Source organism: Albimonas sp., from assembly GCF_055129145.1.
This window is the reverse complement of sequence record NZ_JBSRTQ010000007.1, coordinates 1-20,905: the sequence shown is the minus strand read 5'-3', so window position 1 is coordinate 20,905 and position 20,905 is coordinate 1. Positions and strand designations below refer to the sequence as shown.

Below are 20,905 nucleotides of genomic sequence, written 5' to 3'. Positions count from 1 at the left end.
TCAGCGCGCGGCGTCTTCGGTCTTTTCGGCGCGGCGGCGGATCTCGGTCAGCATTTCCGCATCCATGCCTTCGGCCATGCCGCCCTGGACATGGCGCGCGATCAGCGTGTCCACCGCCGCGTCGCCGGTCACGTTGGCGTCGTCGGAGAGGGCGTCCTCCAGTCCGATGCGCTTGTACACCCGCGCCGCGATGTCGAGCAATGTGGCGCCGCCGGCGAGGCTCATCAGCGGGATGTCGACGCCCAGCTTCTCCTCCGCCGCCATGCGCAGGTCGACGGCCATCAGGCTGTCGAAGCCCATTTCGGTGAGCGGCTGCATCGGGTCGATCTCTTCCGCCGGCAGGCGGAGGATGCGGCAGGTCTCGCCGGCGAGCAGCGCCGCGATGGTCTTCAGCGCCTCCGGCTCCGACATGCCCGAGACCAGCGCCACCAGGTCCATCGCCCCCTCGCCGCCCATGCCCGCTTCCGGCATCTCGAGGCGGGAGAAGAGCGGCGTCCGGGTCAGCGCCAGTTCGCGCGCGGCCGATCCCCAGTCGATCTGGGCATAGGAAAGCGCGGAGGCGTCGGCCGGATCCGCCGCCGCCAGCGCGAGGCCGAGCCCGCGGAACGCCTCGCGCGCCGTGATCGCCGATGCGCCGAGCCGGGTCGCCAGCAGCGCCTCCGTCTCCTTGTCGCGGGTCAGGTAGCCGGCGTCGGAGATCGCGCCCCACGCCACCGCGAGCCCGGGCAGCCCGAGGCGGCGGCGTTCGGCCGCCATCGCCTCCAGCACGCAGTTGGCGGCGACATAGGCGGACTGGCCCGGGTTGCCGATCAGCGTGGTGGCCGAGGAGAACATCACGAAGATGTCCAGCTTCAGCCCGCGGGTCAGTTTGTCGAGCACCGCCGCCCCGGCCACCTTGGGCCTGAGCACGGTGCGCATCCGGTCCGCATCCAGATTGGCGAACAGCGCGTCGTCGAGCGTCATCGCGGTGTGCAGGACGGAGCGCAGGCGGGCCGGCCCGGCCTCGATCTCGTCGATCAGGGCGCGCATCGCCGGTTCGTCGGCGGCGTCGCAGGCGCGGGTCTGCACCTTGGCGCCCATCGCCTCCATCCGCCGGATCGCGGCGCGCGCGGGCTCCGTCACCCGGCCGGACCGCGAGGTCAGCCAGATATGCCTCGCCCCCTGCTCCACCATCCAGGCGGCGGTTTCCGCCCCGAACCCGCCGAGCCCGCCGGCCACGAGGCAAGCGCCCCGCGGGTCGATTTTCGGCGCTCGCGTGGCGGAGGGCGCGACCGCAGGGGGCGCCTTCACCAGGATCTTGCCGACATGGCCGGACTTCTGCATCAGCCGGAAGGCGTCCACCACCTCTGCCGCATCGAAGACGATATGCGGCAGCGGGATGAAGTCGCCCGAGGCGAAACCGTCGCCCATCGCCTCGAACACCTTGGCGGCGAGATCGGGGCGGTAGACCAGCAGCTGGTCCGCATCCACGCCGAAATAGGTCAGGTTGCGCCGGAACGGGCGCAGGCCGATCTGCGAGTTGGCGTAGTAGTCGCGCTTGCCGAGCTCGATGAAGCGGCCGAAGGGCTTGAGGCACTCGATGGAAAGCTCCATCGCCTCGCCGAACAGCGAGTTCAGCACCACGTCGACCCCGGCCCCGCCGGTGACGTCGCGCACCTGGTCGGCGAAATCGAGCGAGCGGCTGTCGAAGACATGCGCGGCCCCCAGCTGCGCCAGCAGTTCGCGCTTGGCCGGCGAGCCGGCGGTGGCGATCACCGCCGCGCCCCGCGCCGCGGCGATCTGCAGGGCGGCGAGGCCGACGCCCCCCGCCCCGCCATGGATCAGCACGGTTTCGCCCGGCGCGAGCGCCGCCAGCTCCACCAGCCCGTACCAGGCGGTGAGGAAAGTGGTGGGGATGGTCGCCGCGGCGGTCAGGTCGACGCCTTCGGGCAGCGGCGCCACCGCGCCTTCGGCCACCAGCACATGCGTCGCGAAGCAGGCGGGGGCGAAGGCGATGACCTTGTCGCCCGGCCGGAAGCGGGTGCAGCCGGCCCCGGTCCGGGTCACCACGCCCGAGCATTCCATGCCCAGCGTCGGCCCGGCGAAACCGTCCTCCAGCGCCTCTTCCGGCAGCAGGCCCTGGGCCCACATGATGTCGCGGAAGTTCAGCCCGGTGGCGGTCACCTCGATCTCGATCTGGCCGGCGGCGGGCTCCCCGCGGGGCTCCACCTGCCATTCCAGGCTGTCGATCATGCCCTGCTGACCCAGCGCCAGCCGACGCGCGGCGGGGCCTTTCAGCCTTGCGGCGCGGGCCCGGTCCTCGAGGTCGTCGACCCGCTCCGCCCGCACCCCGGCGCGGCCGGCGCGGTCATGGACCGTCTCGCGATCTTCCGCCGGGTCGAGCAGTTCGGCGACGATGCGGGCGGCCAGCGCGTCGGCGGGGATGTCGAGGCCGAAATCGGCCAGGCGCAGGTCGATGTCGGGGAATTCGTTGGCCAGCACGCGGCTGAGGCCCCAGGCCGCGGCCTCCGCCGGGATCAGCGGGCGCAGCGGCCCGGCGGCGACCGCGCCGCGGGCGATGAGCCAAAGCCGGGTCAGCGCGTCGGGGCGGCCCAGCGCGCCGCGGGCCGACAGCATCCGGCGATGGGCGGCGTCGAGCGGCGCGCCCTCGCCGCCGAACCCGGCGAGCAGCACCGCCTCGACGCTTTCGAGCCCTTCCAGCGTGGCGGGCAGGTCGGTTTCCGCCACCGCCAGCGCCGGGCGGCCGGCGGCCTCCGCAAGCGCGGCGATCTCGGCGGCCAGCATCGCCTCGGCCGGGCCATGAACCAGCAGCAGCGTGTCGGAGGCGGCCCTGGCGGGCGCCGCGCAGGACGACGCGCCGGCGGGGGCCGCGGCCAGCAGCAGGGCCGCGGGCGCTTCGGCATCTGCCAGCGGCACGGCCTGGACCCGGTCGAAACCGGCGCCGGTCAGCGCCTCGGCCCATTCGGCGGCGTAGCGCAGGCGGCCGACCGGCAAGGCCGGGTCGAGCGTCTCGGCCCACCAATGGGCGTCGCCGCCCTCGGTCAGGTCGGCGGTGAGGCTCGGCGCCTCCTCCACCGCAGCGATGCCGGCGCCGGGCGCAAGTCGCTGGCGCAGATCGGTGATCTGGGAGGCGGACATCCGGTGAAGGGCGTCGCCGGCGAGCACGAGGTCGAAGCGCACCGTCTCGGCGATCTCGTCCAGCGCGGCATGGGCGACGCCCGCCCGCTCCGGATCGCCGACTTCCAGGGATCGCGCGCGGCGCGGGTCGGGATCGGCCACGGTGACGCCGGAAACCTGGGCCGCCTTCGCCGCCCGGTCGATCAGCGCGGAAGGCGCCGCCCCGAGGATCAGCACCTCAAGCCGCGCATCGGAGCGCGCCCGGCCCAAGGCCGCCTCCAGCACGCCCATCAACGCGCCCCAACGCCCTTCGCCCGCCGGTCCGGAGGCGGCGAGGCGCAGCTGCGCCGCGGTCATCGGACCTTCGGCGGCCTCGCCGGGTCCCTTTTCCAGCAGGCGCGGCAGGGCGGTCGGCAGCGCCATCAGCCGCGAAATTTCCACGATGCGCCGCGGCGCTTCGGCGAACAGCGCCTCGACCAGCGCCGGCAGCGGCGGGTAGGGCGGCTCGGGGTCGAGCAGGGCGCGCCCGTCCTCGGCGCGGCCGACAGCCTCGTCCTCTTCCAGCGCCATCAGCATCCGCTCGAACAACGGGCGGGCCGACGCGGCGAGCCGCCCCTCGGCGATCAGCGCTTCGGCGTCGAGCACCTGGCTTTCGCTGGCCAGCCCCGCCAGCGCATCGCGCGCGATGCGCCGTGCCGTGGTGTCGATCAGCAGCGCCCCGGCGGAGGGCTCGGGCGCTTCCGGCGCGGTCAGCGCCGCGGTCATTTCGGCCAGGCGTGCGCCCAGCTCGCCGCGCGTGCCGGAGGCCGGCGTCAGCCGCACCAGCGCGTTGCGATAGGTCAGTTCGGACGGGCGGCGGGCGCGGGAGATCCGCACCGCCTTGAACCGCACCGAGGTCAGGCTGGCGATGGCGCCGCCGGCGGCGTCGACCAGGGTGAACGACGCCTCGATGGAGCGGTCGGAGGCGCGTGTGACCTCCACCCACGCCCCGGCGGGCGCGGCGCCGGCGGCGTGCAGCACCAGGCTGCCGATGCGCACCGGCAGGAAGGACCGCGAGCCGTCCTGTTCGCGTTCGGCGATCAGGCCGAAGAGCCCGTGGAAGGCGGCGTCCAGAAGCGCCGGATGCAGCGCGTGGCGCGCAGGCTCGATCAGGTCGAGGCCCGGGTCCAGCGTCACGAAGCAGGTCCGCTCGTCCACCATCCGCACGTTCAGCGCGCGGCGGAAGGCCGGCCCGTAGGCCAGCCCGAAGCGGGCGGTCAGGTGATAGAGCGCGTCGGCCCCGAGGCTGCGGGTCGGGTCGGGAACGGGGGGCGTGCGCGGCGCGGGGCTGGGCACGGCGGGGCGGCGCAGGCGGCCGCGGGCGTGCAGGGCGAAATCCTCGCCCGAAAGCCGCCGGCGGCTGTCGATGTCGACCACGCGGCGGTCGCCCTGGATGCGGACGCGCAGCTCGTAGCCCGCGCCATCCTCCATCGCCAGCGGCCGCAGGATGTCGAGGTCGGCGAGCTCCACCGGCCCGTCGCCCATGTCGGCGATCCCGGCGGCGAGCGCCATGTCGGCATAGGCCGCGGCCGGCAGGACGATCGCGTCCTCGACCTTGTGGTCCACGGTCCAGTCCGGCGTCCTGCCGTCCACGGTCGCGCGCCAGTCGCGCCCGCCCTGCAGCATCCGCACGCCCAGCAGCGGATTGCGGTCGGCCACGTCGAAGAGGTTCAGCGCCTCGTCCGAGCGCGGCGCCAGGTAGTTCTGATTGCGCCAGGGATAGAGCGGCAGGTCGACCTCGGCCCGCGCGTCGCGCCCGAAGAAGCGGTTTTCGACCAAAGGCGCGCCCTCGGCCGCGGCCTGCGCCACGACGCGGCGCAGGTCGACGTCGCGGTCCTTCTCGTCCAGCGCGCCCAGCACCGAGGCGGGACGGGACCGGTCGGCGGCGGTGTCGCGGACATAAGAGGTCAGCACGGGACGCGGCCCGATCTCCACGAAGCTGGCGCAGCCGAGCTCCAGCAGCGCCTCCAGCCCCTGACGGAACTTCACCGGCTGGCGGATGTTGGTCCACCAGTAATGCGGCCCCAGCGCCTCGCCGTCCGCCGCCTCTCCGAAAGTGGCGGAGACGAAGGTGCAGCGCGCCTCCTGCGGACGCAGCCAGTCGAGGTCGGTCAGCAGATCGTCCTTCAGCGCCTCCGCGGCGGGGGCGTGGAACGGGTAGTCGAGATCGAGCGCCTTCACCGCGATCTTGCGCTTGCGCGCCGCCTTGGCGAAGGCGGCGAGCTGGGTCGCGTCGCCCGACAGCGTGACGGAGCGGGGCGAATTCTCCGCCGCCACCACCACACTGTCGAAGCCGCCTTCGCGCAGCGCCTGCTCGGCGGTCACGGCGCCGGTCAGCGCGGCCGCCATCGAGCCGCGGCCCTTGATCTTCTCCTGATTGCGGGAGCGCACGTAGATCAGGCGCACCGCGTCGGGCAGATCGAAGGCGCCCGCGGCCCAGGCGGCGGCGACTTCGCCCACCGAATGGCCGATGACGGCGTCGGGTTTCAGGCCCTTCACCGACAGGCTTTCGACCGTCGCCACCTGCACCGCGAAGATCAGCGGCTGGGCGAGCGATGTGTAGGGCAGGCGCGCGTCGAGATCCTCGGCCTGCATCGCCTCGACGAGCGACACCCCGGCGAGCTTCTCGAAGATGGTCGACACCGCGTCGAAGGTGGCGCGGAAGATGGGGTCGGCGGCGTAGGCGGCCCGGCCCATGCCCACATATTGCGAGCCGTTGCCCGAGAACACGAAGGCCACCCCGCCCTGGCGCGCAGGCGCGCGGCCGGAGGCGAGCAACGGGTGTTTCGAACCGGCCAGATGCGCGTCCAGCGCGGCGATCTGGGCGGCGGGCGCGTCGCCGAAGGCGATCAGACGATGGGGCAGACGCTCCCGCTGATAGGCGGCGGCGTTGGCGATGCGCGCGGCCTCGGCCGCCGGCGCGCCGGCGAGGCGGGCGCGGTAGGATCCGGCCAGCGCGGCGAGGCTTTCCTCCGAGCGGGCGGAGATGAACAGCGGCCCGGGCTCGACCGTCTCCGGCTCGGCCCGGCGTTCTTCCGCCCGGGGCTGGCGCAGCACGGCATGGGCGTTGGCCCCGCCGAAGCCGAAGGAGTTCACGCCTGCGTAATGCGGGGCGTCCTGCTTGGGCAGCGGCGTCGCCTCGGTGGCGACCGCGAGGTTCCAGTCGTCGAACTTGATGTCGGGGTTCGGCTCGTTGAAATGCAGCGAGGCGGGCAGCAGGTCATGCTCCAGCGCCAGCTGCGCCTTGAGCAGGCCGACGAGGCCCGACCCGGCCTCCAGATGCCCGACATTGGTCTTGGCGGATCCGATGGGCAGCGGCGTGGTCCGGCGCCGACCCAGCGCCTGGCCCAGCGCCCAGGTCTCGATCGGGTCGCCGGCGCGGGTGCCGGTGCCATGCGCCTCGACGAAGGCGAGCTTGGCCGGGTTGATGGCGAATCGCTGGTAGACGTCCTCGAGCAGCGCCTGCTGCTGCGCGGCGGAGGGCAGGGAGACCCCGGTGGTGCGCCCGTCGGAATTGATTCCGGCGCCCGAGATCACGCCCAGCACCCGGTCATTGTTGGCGATGGCGCTTTCGAGGCTTCGCAACACGAAGACCACCGCGCCCTCGGACCGCACATAGCCGTCGCCCTTGGCGTCGAAGGCCTGGCAAAGCCCGACCTTCGACAGCATCGTCGCCGCCGAGAAGCCGATGAACGGATAGGGCGAAAGCAGCATGTTGACCGCGCCGACGATGGCGGTGTCGATCAGCCCGGCCTGCATCGCCATGAACGCCTCGTGGAGCGCGTAGAGCCCCGACGAACAGGCGGTGTCGACCGTGTAGCTCGGCCCGTTGATGTCGAGCATGTAGCTGATGCGGTTGGAGATCAGCGACAGCGTGTTGCCGGTCATGAACTGGCTGTCGATGGCCGCCGGGTCCGCGTAGAAGCGGTTGGAATAGTCGTTGGACGACGCGCCGACGAAGACGCCGGTGGTGGCTTTGGGCAGGTCGGAGGGACGCAGCCCGGATTTCTCCAGCGCCTCCCAGGTCACCTGCAGAAGCACCCGCTGCTGGGGGTCGAGCTGCTCGGCCTCGCGCGGGGAGATTCCGAAGAAGCCCGCGTCGAAGGCGAAGGGCGCGTCGAGCTGGCCGGCGGCGAACGTGTAGCTGCGCCCGGCGGCGCCGGCGGCGTGGCCGAAGCGTTCGCGCGACCATCGGTCGTCCTGGATCGTGGTGACCGAGCATCTGCCGTCGCGCAGGAGATCCCAGAACGCGTCCGCATCCGGGGCGCCGGGAAGCCGGCAGCCGTATCCCACGATGGCGATTTCGCCCGGTTTGGTGGATTTAAGCACCGCCTGCCCCTTGCCCATCAACGTCCCGGTCGGCATCGCCGCCGGGCGTCTTGTTCTTCGGTCCCGCATCGAAATCGGTCGCGTCGTTGCGCTCCGGGACCAAGGTTCATGTTCCTCGCGTAGCCGATGAAAAACAGATCGGCAACGTGGGGGCCGTTCTACGCGTGCTGCGTGCCGCCGGCGCGGCGCCTGCGCCACGTCGTAATCTTCTGAACATTATCTGCACGATAGCGTCGAAAATAAAGCGAACCAATGGAATTCTGACGTCTCTATGCTGCGCTGCGTCAGTCGGGGGGCCCCAACTGCCGCAGCACCCAGCCGGCGAGGTAGAGCGATCCGCAGATCAGCACCCGGGGCGCGGGGGCGCCTTCCGCGGCGGCGACCCTGCGGCCGGTATCGGCCAGCGCCGCGCCGAAATCCGCGGCCGGATCGGCGGGGATCCCGCCGGCTTCGGCGGCCCTGACGATGGCGGAGGCAGGCAGGCTCGCGGCCGCGTCGGGAATGGCGACGGCGGCGACGTGATCGGCCAGGCCCTTGAAATGCTGGAGAAAGGTCGACGGATCCTTGGTCTCCAGCATCCCGCAGATCAGGTGCAGCGGCGCCGGGCGCGCGGCGTTCAGCGCGGTCATGTGGGCGGCCAGCGCCTCGCCCGCCGCCTCGTTATGGCCGCCGTCGAGCAGCACCTCGGCGTCCGCGGGCAGGCCCGGCAGGCGCGCCGGGTCGAGCCGTTGCAGCCGCGCGGGCCATTGCACCCGGGCGAGCCCGCCGGCGCAGGCCGCGTCGTCGGCCCCGAGCGCGCGCAGGGCGGCGATGGCGGCGCCGGCGTTCTGCACCTGATGGGCGCCGGCCAGCGCCGGCAGGTCGAGGTCGAGCAGACCGCGCTCGTCCTGGAACGTCAGCCGCCCCCGCTCCGCCCAGGCCTGCCAGTCGCGGCCCGAGACGATCAGCGGCGCGCCGATGGCCTCGGCACGCGCCTCGATCACCGCCAGCGCGTCGTCGGTCTGCGGGCCCACCACGCAGGGCACGCCAGGCTTCAGGATCCCGGCCTTTTCGGCGGCGATCAGCGCCACCGTCTCGCCGAGATAGTACTGGTGGTCGAGCGACACCGGCGTGATCACGCACAGCGCCGGGCGTTCCACCACATTGGTCGCGTCGAGCCGCCCGCCGAGCCCCGTCTCCAGCAGCGTGAAATCCGCCGGCCGGCGCGCGAAGGCGAGCAGGGCCGCGCAGGTGGTGATCTCGAAGAAGGTGATCGACCGTCCGCCGTTCAGCCGCTCGCAATCGTCGAGCAGGGCGGCGAAGGCGTCCTCCTCGATCAGCTTGCCATGCAGGCGGATCCGCTCGTGGAAGCGCGCCAGATGGGGGGAGGTGTAGACATTGGTCGTGCGCCCCCACGCCTCCAGCCCCGCCCGGATCATGGCCAGCGTCGAGCCCTTGCCGTTGGTCCCCGCGATATGCACCACGCCGGGCAGCGACCGCTCCGGATGGCCGAGCGCGGCCAGCAGGTCCCACATCCGGTCGAGCGTCAGGTCGATGATCTTGGGATGCAGGCTCATCAGCCGGTCGAGGATCATGTCCGAGCCGGCGGACGCGCCGCCATGCCCGGCCGCGCCGAGCACGCTGGCCCGGAACGCCGCATCGGCCGCCTGCGCGCCGGAGCGCGGCAGGTCGGGGCCTCGGTCGGTTTCGAGGGGTCGGGCTGCGCTCAAGATCCGCCGGGCTCCTTGCCGGGAAGCGTCGGGGGGATGGCGGCGGAGGCGGTTTTTGCCGGCGGCGGGGCCGGAACCGGGGGCACGGTCGGAACCGGGGCGGCTGTCGCGGCCCCGGCCGGCGCGCCCTCGGGCTCCGCCGCCGGAACCGGCGCCATCAGGTCGCCGTGGACCCGCGGCTCGGCCTTCATCAGCAGGCGCAGGATCTGGGCCAGCTCCTCGCGCATGTCGCGGCGGTTGATCACCCGGTCGAGCATTCCGTGCTCCAGCAGGTATTCGGCGCGCTGGAAGCCTTCGGGCAGGGTCTCGCGGATGGTCTGCTCGATCACGCGGGGGCCGGCGAAGCAGATCAGGGCCTGGGGCTCGGCGATCTGGATGTCGCCCAGCATGGCGTAGGAGGCGGTGACGCCGCCGGTGGTGGGGTTGGTCAGCACCACCACATAGGGCAGCCCGGCTTCCTTCACCATCTGGGTGGCCACGGTGGTGCGCGGCATCTGCATCAGGGACAGGATCCCCTCCTGCATCCGCGCGCCGCCGGCCGCGGCGAAGACCACCAGCGGGGCCCGGCGCTTCACCGCGCGTTCGGCGGCGGCGATCATCGCGTTGCCCACCGCCATGCCCATCGACCCGCCCATGAAGGCGAAGTCCTGGCCCAGCGCCACCACCGGAAGCTTGAAGATCTCGCCTTCCGCGATCAGGCAGGCCTCATGCTCGCCGGTCTTGCGGCGGGCGTCGCGCATGCGGTCGGGATAGCGTTTCTCGTCGCGGAACTGCAACGGGTCGGCCAGCGCCTCGGGCGCTTCGACCTCGAGGAAGATCCCGCCGTCGAACAGCGCCTCGAACCGGTCGCGAGGGCTGATCGCCATGTGGTGCTGGCAGTTCGGGCAGACGTTGAGCGCTTCGCGCAATTCGCGATGGAACAGCATCGAGCCGCAGGAATCGCACTTGCGCCAGAGGTTCTCCGGCATCTCGCGGCGCGAGAACAGCGAGTTGATCCGCGGACGGACGTAGTCGTTGATCCAGTTCATGCCCTGTCCCTGGAGCGTGGGGGCCGGGTCGCGGGCCCTTGCTGCGGGGAAGTAGCCGCGCGCGGCCCGGATTGCAATGCGGGGGCGGAGGCGCGGTCGCGGAACCCCGGCGCGAGGTGGGCGAACCGCCGCGGTCGGGGCCCTTCGTCCCCTTGGCGAATCGCCGTCCCGTCGCGCCGCCATCGCCGCGAAAGCGACGCGCCCCTGTCCCGAACCGCCGAGATGGCGGCTTGCGGGCTGCGTTGCAGCGGCACAGACTGAACCCGCAGCGGATGGCGGAGGGTGAATTCATGGCGATGGGCGCCGGCGAAATCTGGACCTGGACCGAAGGCGCCTGGCATCACGGCGATGTGAGGGTCGCGGGGGCGGCGGACCACGGGCTCTGGCAAGGGACCTGCGTGTTCGACGGGGCGCGGGGGTTCGAGGGCGTGGCCCCCGACCTCGACCTGCACTGCGCGCGGGTCAACGCGTCCGCCCGCATCATGGGGCTGAAGCCGGACCATGCGGACGGCGCGCTGACCGAGCTGGCGCGCGAGGGCCTGGGAAAATTCGCGTCGGGCGCCGCGGTCTATGTGCGGCCGATGTACTGGTCGCGCGGCTCCGACGCCTCGCTGATCAATGCGGATCCTGAGACGACGGCCTTCGCGCTCTGCCTCGAGGCGCTGCCGCTCGCCGACCCCGCCGCGATGCCCGAGGGCGGGATTCGCATCACCACCACGCAATTCCGCCGGCCGCTGCATTCGATGGCGACGACGGATGCGAAGGCCGCCGCGCTTTACCCCAACAACGCCCGCATGGTGCGCGAGGCGAAATCGAAGGGGTTCGACAACGCGCTGGTGCAGGATGCGCTGGGCAATGTGGCGGAGCTGGCGACCTCCAACGTGTTTCTGGTCAAGGACGGCGTGGTGGCGACGCCGGTTCCCAACGGCACGTTCCTCGACGGGATCACCCGACAGCGGGTGATCGCGCTGCTGCGCGGGGCAGGCCATGAGGTGGTGGAGACGGTGCTGACGCTCGACGATTTCCGGGAAGCCGACGAGGTGTTTTCGACCGGCAACGCCAACAAGGTCGTCCCCGTGGCCCGGTTCGACGACCGGAGCTACGGGCCCGGGCCGGTCGCGGCCGAGGCGCGGGCGCGCTACTGGGATTTCGCCCACGCCTGAACCGGACCGAAGCGCCGCGCGGACCGTCCAAGGGCCGACGCCGGGCGCCCGCGGCGCGCTTGGCCGGGGGCGCCGACGCGACCGTCTCGCGCCGCGAAACGTCAAAAAAATCAGTCGGCGGCGCCGGTGGTGAGGCGGCGCAGCATCGCGCCGATGCGGGGCACGGTGGTGTCGCGATGCGGCGGCACCAGCAGGCGCGAGGCGTATTCGTTGAGCATGCCGGGCCGCGTCGCCATCTCCCACGCCGCGCGGCGGAAGTCGGCGCGCCGCCAGGCCTCGCCCCGGGCGGGGTCGGAGAGGGCGGCGAGCGCCTCCTGCGGCCAGTCGCCGACGCCCGTGGTCAGGCGGGACGGCAGGTCCTCCTCCCAGATCCGGCCCATCAGCGCGGCGAAGCCCCGAAACGCGAGGTCGTCGCCCAGCCGCGAGAACCGCGCCGCGACCGCGTCGAGGTCGGGGTCGTCGCGGTCGCGCAGCACCCGCCAGTCGCAGGCGTCGCGCAGTTCGAACGAGCGGCGACGCCAGCCGCGGCCCATGATCTGGCTGTGATGGATCATGTGGGCGAGGCGGTCTTCGGGCGTCGGGATGCGGATGCCGGGCAGGGCGGAGGGGATGGCGCGCTCGGCCATCCCCTCCAGCGCGCCATGGGCCTCGTAGGAACAGCGGACATGCACCTCGAGCCCGCCCGAGACGCCGCCGCGGATCAGGGTGGGATGGGCGTAGCAGCCCCAGATATGGGTGCGCACCTGACCGTCCGGGCCGGCCCAGCCGTCGTCGCGCAGGGCGGCCAGCGCGTCGGCGAAGCGGGCCTGGGGGACGAGGATGTCCACGTCGACCATCCGCCGCCAGGCCTGGGCGCGGCCCTCGCGCGCCGCGAAGGCGACGCCTTTCAGCGCCACCGGCTCGATCCCGACCGCATTCAGCGGCGCGGCGGCGAGGCGGAGGTCGTCGAGCCGCGCCTCGGCCATCGCCTCCGCCGCGCTCAGCGCCCGGTCGGTCAGCAGGCGGGCGGCGGGGCCGGGGAGGACGGCGGCGAGCGTCGCGCAGAACGGCTGGCCGACCTTCTGGGCGTCGGCGAAGTCGATCAGCGGCAGGACGGCGGTGCGCGGCGCGGCCTTGGGCGGGGTCCCCGCCGCCCAGGCGCGCAGCAGGGCGATGACCTCGGCCACCTGCGCCTCAGTCACCGCCAGGGCGGCCTGGGCCGGGGTTTCGGACCGCGTCCGCCGCCCCGTCGGGCCCGCGCCGACCGGCCCGGAGGCCGCGTCCTGGCCGCCGGTCCGGCTCATGCGGTTCCCGGCCAGGCCGGCTTGCGACGGGCGAAGAAGGCGTCGATGCCCTCGCCCGCGTCCGTCGTCTCCCACGCATCGGCCAGCGCCTCGGCGGTCATGCGGGTCACCGTGGCGTCGATGGGCGCGCCCAGCCGGCGCAGCAGCGCCTTGGAGGCGGCGACGGCCTGCGGCGACGCCGAGAGATAGGGCGCGACCTCGAATTCTACGGCGTCGTCGAGCGCGTCGGCCGGCACGGCGCGGGCCAGCAGATCGAGGCGCACCGCCTCCGTGGCGTCGAAGAGGCGGGCCGAGAAGAACACCTCGCGCGCCTTCGCCTCCCCCATCCGGGCGAAGACGAAGGGCGAGATCGTGGCCGGGATCAGCCCCAGCCGCGTTTCGGTGAAGCCGAAGAGCGCGCCTTCGGCCCCCACCGCCACGTCGCAGACCGACATCATGCCCATGCCTCCGCCGAACGCCTGGCCATTGACCCTGCCGATCAGAGGTTTCGGAAGCGTGTTCAGCGCGTCGAGCATGCGGGCGAGGCCCATCGCCTCCTCGATCCGGGTCGCGCGGTCCGCCGCCATCTGCTCGCGCATCCAGCCGAGATCGCCGCCGGCGCAGAAGCTCTTGCCCTCGCCGGTCATCACCACGACGCGGACCGCGGGGTCGGCGCCGAGCGTCGCGGCGGCCTCGGTCAGCTCGGCGATCATCCGCGCGTTGAGCGCATTGTGCTTCTCCGGACGCGCCAGGGTCAGGGTGGCGACGCCGCGGTCGTCGGTCTCGATCCGGATGGTCTCAGGCATTCTCGCTCTCCCTCAGGGTCCGGGCGTAGGCGGCGGCGCGGGCGAGCGCGGCACGGTCGATCCCGGTTTCCAGCCCGCGGGCGGCGAGGAAATCCACCACCGCCAGCGTGTCCACATTGCCCTTGGCGCCCGGCGCGTAGGGACAGCCGCCGAGTCCGCCGACCGAGGCGTCGAAGGTGCGCACCCCCGCCTCGAGCCCGACCGCGATATTCTCCAGCGCGCGCCCCTGCGTGTCGTGAAAATGCAGCGCCACCCGGTCCGCGGGCAGCACGTCCAGCACGGCGGCGAGCAGGGCGGCGGTGCTTTCGGGCGTCGCCGCCCCGAGGGTGTCGCCGAGCGAGACCTCGTAGCATCCCATCGCCTCCAGCGCCTTCGCCACCGCCGCGACAGCGCCCGGATCCACCCGCCCGTCATAGGGGCAGTCGGTGACGCAGGACACATAGCCCCGCACCGGGATCCCGTCCGCCTTCGCCGCGGCGAGCACGGGGGCGAAGCGCTCCAGGCTCTCGGCCACGGTGCAGTTGATGTTGGCCTTCGAGAACCCCTCGGAGGCGGAGGCGAAGACCGCGGCCTCGTCGGCTTTCGCCTCGCGCGCCGCCTCGTAGCCCTTCAGGTTCGGGGTCAGCGCGGTGTAGGCGACGCCGGGGCGACGCGCGATGCCGGCCATCACCTCGGCCGAGCCCGCCATCTGCGGCACCCATTTCGGGCTGACGAAGCTCGCGGTCTCGATCTTGGCGAGGCCCGCGGCGCTCAGCAGGTCCACCAGCCGGATCTTGTCGCCGGCCGGGATCGGACGCGGCTCGTTCTGAAGGCCGTCCCGCGGGCCCATCTCGAACAGCGTCACGTCTCGGAATATGTCTTCGGTCATGCGCGTCTCCCCTGCGTCGGCGCCTTTCGGGCATGACGCATCACGCGGATTTAGTCCACCGGCCCGGGGGCGCCAGCGGTTTCAGTCGGGGTTGGCGCCGCCGCCCGCTGGGCTATGCTCAACCCTCAGACGGCAAATTCCGCCCCCTCCGCCACGTCGCCGCCCGCATGGGTCGCCGTCGGGCCTGCAGGAGCCTTCATGACCCTGGCGCTGATCACCCACGCCTCCAGCCTCGACCATGTCACCCCGCCGGGTCACCCCGAGCGTGTGGACCGCATCCGCGCCGTGGCCGCGGCGCTGGAGGATGAGCGGTTCGCGCTGCTCGACCGGCGCGAGGCGATGGCCGCCGACGACGCGCTGCTGCGGCTGGCGCATCCGCAGGCCCATATCGACCGGCTGCGCGCCGCGACCCCGACCGAAGGCTTCGCGCAGCTCGACGGCGACACCGTGCTGTCGCCTGGTTCCTTCAACGCAGCCCTGCACGCCGCCGGGGCCTGCGCGCAGGCGGTGGACATGGTGCTGTCGGGGGAGCGTCGGGCCGCCTTCGTCGCCTGCCGTCCGCCGGGCCACCATGCCGAGCCCTCCACCCCGATGGGGTTTTGCCTGTTCTCCAACGCCGCCATCGCCGCCCTGCACGCGCTGGAGCGTCACGGCCTTTCCCGCGTGGCGGTGCTCGATTTCGACGTGCATCACGGCAACGGCACCCAGGCGGTGCTGTGGGAGGAGCCGCGCGCGGCCTTCGCCTCCTCCCACCAGATGCCGCTTTATCCGGGCACCGGGGCGGCGTCGGAAACCGGGGCCGGCAACATCTTCAACGCGCCGCTGCGCCCCGGCGCCGGCGGACCCGAGTTCCGCGCGGCCTGGGAGGAGCATCTCCTGCCCGCCATCGCCGCGCATGCGCCGGAGCTTATCATCGTCTCCGCCGGTTTCGACGCCCATCGCCGCGATCCGCTGGCGGAGATGGAGCTGGTCGAGGCCGATTTCGCCTGGATCACCCACCGCATCTGCGACCTGGCCGAAACCGCCTGCGAGGGGCGGGTCGTCTCGACGCTCGAAGGCGGTTATGACCTCGTGGGACTGGCCGCCTCGGCCGCCGCCCACGCGCAGGTTCTGATGGAGCGCAGCCTATGACCGCCAAAACCGATCCCAAACCCGTCGAGACCCTGAGCTTCGAAGAGGCGATGCGGGAGCTGGAGGCGGTCGTCGACCAGCTGGAGCGCGGCGATGCGGCGCTGGAGGCGGCGATCGCGCTTTATGAGCGGGGCGCAAAGCTGAAGGCGCATTGCGAGGGGCGGCTGTCGGAGGCGCAGCTGAAGGTCGACCAGATCGCCGCAGGCTCCGGCCCCGACGGCGTGACGGCGAAGCCGATGGATCTGGGATGACCCGGGCCGACGGCGCATCCGAGCCCCTGGATTTCGCCGAGCGTCTGGCCACCGCCGCGGCCCTGACCGAGGCGGCGCTGGAGGCGCTGCTGCCGCCCGCAAACCAGCTCGGCCCCCGCGCCCCGGTGGCGGCGGCGATGCGCCATGCGTGCCTGAACGGGGGCAAGCGGCTGCGGGCGTATCTGGCGCTCGAATCCGCCGCGCTCTTCGGCGTGGACCCGGCCCAGGCGGAACGCGTCGCGGCGGCGATCGAATGCCTGCACGCCTATTCGCTGGTCCATGACGATCTGCCCTGCATGGACGACGACGCGCTGCGGCGCGGCCAGCCCACGGTGCATGTGAAATGGGACGAGGCGACGGCGGTGCTGGCCGGCGACGCGCTGCAGACGCTGGCCTTCGAGATCCTGGCCAACCCCGCCACCCATGCCGACGGCGCGGTGCGCGCGGGGCTCTGCCTCGGGCTCGCCCGGGCCGCGGGGGCGGCGGGCATGGTCGGGGGCCAGGCGCTGGACATCGCCGCCGAGACCGCGCCCGCCCCCCTGACCCTGGCCGAGATCGAGCGGCTGCAAAACCTCAAGACCGGCGCGCTGATCGTCTTCGCCGCCGAATCGGGGGCCATTCTGGGCCGGGCGGACCCCGCCGCCCGCGCCGCGCTCAGGGCCTATGCCGAAGCGATGGGCCTCGCCTTCCAGATCCAGGACGACGTGCTGGACGTGGAAGGCGACGCCGCGGCGCTGGGCAAGGCCGCGGGCAAGGATGCGGCGGCCGGCAAGGCGACCTTCGTCTCCCTGCTCGGCCTCGACGGCGCGCGGGCCCGGGCCGTGGCGCTCGTGGCGGAGGCCGAGGCCCGCCTCGCCCCCTTCGGTCCCCGCGCCCGCCCGCTGGCCATGGCCGCCCGCTTCGCCGCGTCGCGCCGCGTCTGAGCTCAAGCGGACCCTGACCCATCCGTGCATTGTGCGGGCGGGCCCGATCCCATAAACCCCGATCCGATCCATCGCACGTCCACGCAACGTCCCGCGAACCGAGCCCGCCGCAAGGGGAGACGCCTTGACCGATCAGCCGCAGGACCGCCCGCGCACCCCGCTTCTCGACCGGGTCTCCAGCCCGAGCGACTTGAAGGGGATGACCGATTCCGAGCTGACGCGGCTCGCCGACGAGCTGCGCGCCGAGACGATTTCGGCCGTGTCCGTAACCGGCGGCCATCTGGGCGCGGGGCTGGGCGTGGTGGAGCTGACGGTCGGCATCCACGCCGTCTTCGACACCCCGCGCGACAAGCTGGTCTGGGATGTCGGCCATCAGGCCTATCCCCACAAGATCCTCACCGGGCGTCGCGACCGGATCCGCACGCTGCGTCAGGGCGGGGGCCTCTCGGGCTTCACCAAGCGGTCCGAAAGCCCCTACGACCCGTTCGGCGCGGCGCATTCGTCGACCTCGATCTCGGCGGCGCTGGGCTTCGCCGCGGCGCGGGATCTGGGCTATGGCGAAGGTCGGCACGCCATCGCGGTGATCGGCGACGGGGCGCTGTCGGCGGGCATGGCCTATGAGGCGATGAACAATGCAGGCCACCTCGGCGCGCGCCTCATCGTCATCCTCAACGACAACGAGATGTCGATCGCGCCGCCGGTGGGGGCGATGTCGCGCTACCTGACGTCTTTGTGGATGGGCGCGCCCTTCCAGGACTTCGCCGCCGCAGCCAAGGGGGCCGCGAGCCTCCTGCCCGGGCCATTCCGCGAAGGCGCGAAGCGGGCGAAGGAGATGCTCAAGGGCCTCGCGGTCGGGGGCACGCTGTTCGAGTCGCTGGGATTCTCCTATGTCGGGCCCATCGACGGGCATGACCTGAGCCAGATCCTGCCGGTGCTGCGCACGGTGAAGGCGCGGGCCGACGGGCCGGTGCTGATCCATGCGATCACCAAGAAGGGCAAGGGCTACGGCCCGGCCGAGCGGGCGGCGGACAAGTATCACGGCGTGTCGAAATTCGACGTCGCCACCGGGACCCAGAAGAAAGCGCCGAGCAATGCGCCGAGCTACACCGGCGTCTTCGCCGAAGCGCTGATCGCGGCGGCGGAGCGGGACGACCGGGTCGTCGCCATCACCGCGGCGATGCCCGACGGCACCGGGCTCGACAAGTTCGGCAAGCGGTTCCCGAAGCGGACCTTCGACGTGGGCATCGCCGAGCAGCACGCGGTGACTTTCGCGGCCGGGATGGCCGCGTCGGGGATGAAGCCGTTCTGCGCGATCTACTCGACGTTTTTGCAGCGGGCCTATGACCAGGTGGTGCATGACGTGGCGCTGCAGGGACTGCCGGTGCGCTTCGCCATCGACCGGGCCGGGCTGGTCGGCGCCGATGGCGCGACCCATGCCGGGTCGTTCGACGTCGGCTACCTCGCCAATCTGCCGGGCATGGTGGTGATGGCGGCGGCGGACGAGGCGGAGCTGGTGCGCATGGTCGCCACCGCCACGGCCCATGACGACGGGCCCTCGGCCTTCCGCTATCCCCGCGGCGAGGGCGCCGGCGTCGAGCTGCCGCCCTGGGACGAGGTGTTGGAGATCGGCCGCGGCCGGGTGATGCGCGAAGGCGGCGCCGTGGCGATCCTCAGCTTCGGCGCGCGGCTGGCGGAATGCCTGGCGGCGGCGGAGGATCTCGACGCGCGGGGTCTCTCGGCCACGGTGGTCGACGCGCGCTTCGCGAAACCGCTCGACCGGGAACTGATCCTGCGGCTGGCGCGCGAGCATCGGGCGCTGATCACGGTCGAGGAAGGGGCGGCGGGCGGTTTCGGCGCCCAGGTGCTGCATCTGCTCGCGACCGAGGGCGCGCTGGATCGCGGGCTGGCGGTGCGGCCGATGACGCTGCCGGACGCGTTCCTCGACCATGACGCGCCGGCGAAGATGTATGCGCAGGCCGGGCTCGACGCGCGGTCCATCGCCGCGACCGCGCTGAAGGCGCTGGGGGTGACCGCGCTGGACCGCGCCGGCCGCGCCTGAAGGCCGTCGGGGGACGCCGTCCGGGCCTCGCGTCCCGCCTCGCGGCGGTCCCGCATCGTCCCGCCCGCCGTCCCCCCGACGCGCGCGCCGATTGACGCGCCGCGCGCTCCGGGTCATGGAGCGGGCATGTCCCCCATTCCAGAGCCCGAACCCGACGCCGCCGCATCCGTCCCCTCCGCCGCGCCCCGGCGGCTGGATCAGGCTTTGGTCGCCCGCGGCCTCGCGCCGTCCCGCGCCCGCGCCCAGGCGCTGATCGACGCCGGCGCGGTGGAGATCGACGGCGTGGTCGCCACCCGCGCCTCGATCCGGGTGGCCCAGGCGGCGGAGGTGCGGCTCACCGCCGATCCCTGCCCCTGGGTGTCGCGGGCGGCGCTGAAGCTGGTGCATGCGCTCGACGCCTTCGGGTTGACGCCGGAGGGGCAGGCGCTGGATCTGGGCGCCTCCACCGGCGGGTTTTCGGAGGTGCTGCTGGCGCGGGGGGCCGCGCATGTGCACGCGCTCGATGTGGGCCACGGGCAGCTGCATCCGAGCCTCGAAGCCGACCCGCGCATCACTTCCCACGAAGGGATCAACGTCCGCGCGCTGCCCGAGGGGTTGGTCCCGGCGCCGGACTGGATCGTGGCCGACCTCTCCTTCATCGGACTGGAGAAGGCGCTGCCCCCGGCGCTGTCGCTCGCCCGGCCCGGCGCGGTGCTGGTCTCGCTGATCAAGCCGCAATTCGAGGCGGGGCCCAAGGCCGTCGGCCGCGGCGGGCTGGTGCGCGACCCGGAGATCCATGCGGAAGTCCGCGCCCGCATCCGGGCTTTCCTCGAGACCTCCGGCTGGATCGTCACCCACGAAGACGCCAGCCCCATCGAAGGCGGCGACGGCAACCGCGAATTCCTGATCGCCGCGAGGAAACCCGCATGACCGAGCCCCACGCCGCCGCCCCGCATCCGGAAGTCGAATTCCAGGTGGCCCGCCTCGGCCGCCACGGCGACGGGATCGACGCCGAGGGCGGGCTCTTCGCCCCCCTGACCCTGCCGGGCGAGCGCGTCGCCGGCCGCCCCGACGCCGACGGCCGCATCGAGGGGGCGCGCGTCCTGATCCCCTCGCCCGAGCGGGTCGAGGCCGCCTGCCCGCATTTCGGCGCCTGCGGGGGGTGCTCGCTGCTGCATGCCTCCGACCGGTTCGTGGCGGACTGGAAGCGGGAGCGGATCGTCACCGCGCTCGCCGCCCGCGGGTTGGATGCGGAGGTCGCGCCGACCGTCACGTCGCCGATGGCGGCCCGCCGCCGCGCCGTGCTGTCGGCCAAGCGAACCCGGACCGGCGCCACGATCGGCTTTCACGGGCGGCGCGAGACGCGGATCGAGGAGATCCCGGGCTGCCTCGTGCTCGACCCCGCGATCCTCGCCGGCTTCGACGCGCTGCGGGTGATCGCGACGTTGGGCGGCTCGCGCAAGGGCGAGATGAAGCTGTCGGTGACGGTGACCGAGGGCGGGCTCGATGTGGACGTCTCGGGCGGCAAGCCGCTCGACGGCCCGCTGCGCGCCCGGCTGGCGGCGGCGGCCGGCGAGACCGGGCTCGCGAGGCTGAGCTGGGAGGGGGAGACGGTGTCGGCCCCGCGCACGCCGTCGCTGGTCTTCGGGCTGGCGAAAGTGGTTCCGCCGCCGGGCGCTTTCCTGCAGGCGACGCGGGAAGGGGAGGCGGCGCTGCTCGCCGCAGCGCGCGAGGCGGTGGGGGATGCGGGGCATATCGCCGACCTCTTCGCCGGGCTCGGCACCTTCGCCCTGCCGCTGGCCGAAGGGGCGGAAGTGGTGGCCTATGAGGCGGAGGCGGGCATGGTCGGCTCGCTCCTCGCCGGGTGGCGGGGGACCGGCGGGCGACTGAAGAAGGTCGAGGCGAAGGCCCGCGATCTGTTTCGACAGGCGCTGACGGTGGGCGAGCTGAAGGGCTTCGACGCGGTGGTGATCGACCCGCCGCGGGCGGGCGCCCCGGCGCAGTCGGAGGCGCTGGCGGGCTCCGCGGTCGCCCGCATCGCCTCGCTCAGCTGCAACCCCGAGACCTTCGCCCGCGACGCGCGGATTCTGGTCGACGGCGGCTACCGGCTGAACTGGGTGCGCCCGGTGGACCAGTTCCGCGGCTCGGCCCATGTCGAGCTCGCGTCCGGTTTTTCGCGGCCCTGACCGCCCGGGGCGGCCCCGCCCGCGCCCCCGGTCCAGCGCCGGCGCAGGCCGCGCG

At 73.0% G+C, this 20,905-nt stretch carries 13 protein-coding genes; 7 read left to right on the top strand and 6 right to left on the bottom strand.

Annotation, left to right across the window (positions count from 1 at the left end; all coding sequences use genetic code 11):
• The 3 genes from ACTB72_RS02245 to accD all read right to left on the bottom strand — a co-directional run bounded on the left by ACTB72_RS02245 (position 1) and on the right by accD (position 10,222).
• Positions 1–7,503, bottom strand: coding sequence for an SDR family NAD(P)-dependent oxidoreductase (locus ACTB72_RS02245; RefSeq protein WP_463035352.1), 7,503 nt, complete (start codon positions 7,501–7,503; stop codon positions 1–3).
• Between the two features lie 266 nt (positions 7,504–7,769).
• Complete coding sequence (locus ACTB72_RS02240; RefSeq protein ID WP_463035394.1) at positions 7,770–9,059, bottom strand: bifunctional folylpolyglutamate synthase/dihydrofolate synthase; 1,290 nt, start codon at positions 9,057–9,059, stop codon at positions 7,770–7,772.
• Positions 9,060–9,190: 131 nt separating this feature from the next.
• Positions 9,191–10,222 (bottom strand): acetyl-CoA carboxylase, carboxyltransferase subunit beta, encoded by a 1,032-nt coding sequence (gene accD, locus ACTB72_RS02235; protein WP_463035351.1) that lies wholly within the window; start codon positions 10,220–10,222, stop codon positions 9,191–9,193.
• A 290-nt stretch (positions 10,223–10,512) separates the two neighbouring features.
• On the opposite strand from accD, the gene ACTB72_RS02230 reads away from it, so the two are divergent.
• A complete protein-coding gene (locus ACTB72_RS02230) occupies positions 10,513–11,385 on the top strand; it encodes a branched-chain amino acid aminotransferase (protein ID WP_463035350.1) in 873 nt (290 codons plus the stop codon).
• Positions 11,386–11,495: 110 nt separating this feature from the next.
• On the opposite strand, the gene ACTB72_RS02225 is transcribed toward ACTB72_RS02230, so the two are convergent.
• Genes ACTB72_RS02225 through ACTB72_RS02215 form a run of 3 tightly spaced genes read right to left on the bottom strand, consistent with a single transcriptional unit; the run spans position 11,496 to position 14,321 of the window.
• On the bottom strand, positions 11,496–12,668 hold the full coding sequence (locus ACTB72_RS02225; protein ID WP_463035349.1) for a nucleotidyltransferase family protein: 1,173 nt from the start codon (positions 12,666–12,668) through the stop codon (positions 11,496–11,498).
• Positions 12,665–13,453, bottom strand: a complete 789-nt coding sequence (locus tag ACTB72_RS02220; RefSeq protein ID WP_463035348.1) for a crotonase/enoyl-CoA hydratase family protein — start codon at positions 13,451–13,453, stop codon at positions 12,665–12,667. The genes ACTB72_RS02225 and ACTB72_RS02220 overlap by 4 nt, the downstream gene beginning before the upstream one ends.
• Entirely contained in the window at positions 13,446–14,321 is an 876-nt protein-coding gene (locus ACTB72_RS02215) for a hydroxymethylglutaryl-CoA lyase (RefSeq protein ID WP_463035347.1), read from the bottom strand. Before ACTB72_RS02215 ends, ACTB72_RS02220 begins: the two co-directional genes overlap by 8 nt.
• Before the next feature lie 198 nt (positions 14,322–14,519).
• Between ACTB72_RS02215 and ACTB72_RS02210 the strand changes: the two genes are divergently transcribed.
• The 6 genes from ACTB72_RS02210 (at position 14,520) to ACTB72_RS02185 (ending at position 20,850) form a co-directional block, all read left to right on the top strand.
• On the top strand, positions 14,520–15,452 hold the full coding sequence (locus tag ACTB72_RS02210; protein WP_463035346.1) for a histone deacetylase family protein: 933 nt from the start codon (positions 14,520–14,522) through the stop codon (positions 15,450–15,452).
• Positions 15,449–15,703 carry an exodeoxyribonuclease VII small subunit gene (locus ACTB72_RS02205; RefSeq protein ID WP_463035345.1) on the top strand — a complete coding sequence of 85 codons (255 nt, stop codon included), beginning with the start codon at positions 15,449–15,451 and terminating at the stop codon, positions 15,701–15,703. The genes ACTB72_RS02210 and ACTB72_RS02205 overlap by 4 nt, the downstream gene beginning before the upstream one ends.
• Positions 15,700–16,626, top strand: coding sequence for a polyprenyl synthetase family protein (locus tag ACTB72_RS02200; RefSeq protein WP_463035344.1), 927 nt, complete (start codon positions 15,700–15,702; stop codon positions 16,624–16,626). The genes ACTB72_RS02205 and ACTB72_RS02200 overlap by 4 nt, the downstream gene beginning before the upstream one ends.
• 124 nt (positions 16,627–16,750) lie before the next feature.
• Positions 16,751–18,685 (top strand): 1-deoxy-D-xylulose-5-phosphate synthase, encoded by a 1,935-nt coding sequence (gene dxs, locus ACTB72_RS02195; RefSeq protein WP_463035343.1) that lies wholly within the window; start codon positions 16,751–16,753, stop codon positions 18,683–18,685.
• Positions 18,686–18,811: 126 nt separating this feature from the next.
• On the top strand, positions 18,812–19,594 hold the full coding sequence (locus ACTB72_RS02190; protein ID WP_463035342.1) for a TlyA family RNA methyltransferase: 783 nt from the start codon (positions 18,812–18,814) through the stop codon (positions 19,592–19,594).
• Positions 19,591–20,850: a class I SAM-dependent RNA methyltransferase gene (locus ACTB72_RS02185; RefSeq protein WP_463035341.1), complete on the top strand. Its 1,260-nt coding sequence runs from the start codon at positions 19,591–19,593 to the stop codon at positions 20,848–20,850. Before ACTB72_RS02190 ends, ACTB72_RS02185 begins: the two co-directional genes overlap by 4 nt.
• Positions 20,851–20,905: the final 55 nt, after the last annotated feature.

What these genes read in the sequence shown, in the direction of transcription:
- ACTB72_RS02230 (WP_463035350.1), top strand. Translation starts at nt 10,513, where the DNA reads ATGGCGATGGGCGCCGGCGAAATCTGGACCTGGACCGAAGGCGCCTGG.
- ACTB72_RS02185 (WP_463035341.1), top strand. Translation starts at nt 19,591, where the DNA reads ATGACCGAGCCCCACGCCGCCGCCCCGCATCCGGAAGTCGAATTCCAG.
- ACTB72_RS02210 (WP_463035346.1), top strand. Translation starts at nt 14,520, where the DNA reads ATGACCCTGGCGCTGATCACCCACGCCTCCAGCCTCGACCATGTCACC.
- ACTB72_RS02200 (WP_463035344.1), top strand. Translation starts at nt 15,700, where the DNA reads ATGACCCGGGCCGACGGCGCATCCGAGCCCCTGGATTTCGCCGAGCGT.
- ACTB72_RS02220 (WP_463035348.1), bottom strand. Translation starts at nt 13,453, where the DNA reads ATGCCTGAGACCATCCGGATCGAGACCGACGACCGCGGCGTCGCCACC.
- ACTB72_RS02205 (WP_463035345.1), top strand. Translation starts at nt 15,449, where the DNA reads ATGACCGCCAAAACCGATCCCAAACCCGTCGAGACCCTGAGCTTCGAA.
- ACTB72_RS02245 (WP_463035352.1), bottom strand. Translation starts at nt 7,503, where the DNA reads ATGGGCAAGGGGCAGGCGGTGCTTAAATCCACCAAACCGGGCGAAATC.
- accD (WP_463035351.1), bottom strand. Translation starts at nt 10,222, where the DNA reads ATGAACTGGATCAACGACTACGTCCGTCCGCGGATCAACTCGCTGTTC.
- ACTB72_RS02215 (WP_463035347.1), bottom strand. Translation starts at nt 14,321, where the DNA reads ATGACCGAAGACATATTCCGAGACGTGACGCTGTTCGAGATGGGCCCG.
- ACTB72_RS02225 (WP_463035349.1), bottom strand. Translation starts at nt 12,668, where the DNA reads ATGAGCCGGACCGGCGGCCAGGACGCGGCCTCCGGGCCGGTCGGCGCG.
- ACTB72_RS02190 (WP_463035342.1), top strand. Translation starts at nt 18,812, where the DNA reads ATGTCCCCCATTCCAGAGCCCGAACCCGACGCCGCCGCATCCGTCCCC.
- ACTB72_RS02240 (WP_463035394.1), bottom strand. Translation starts at nt 9,059, where the DNA reads ATGATCCTCGACCGGCTGATGAGCCTGCATCCCAAGATCATCGACCTG.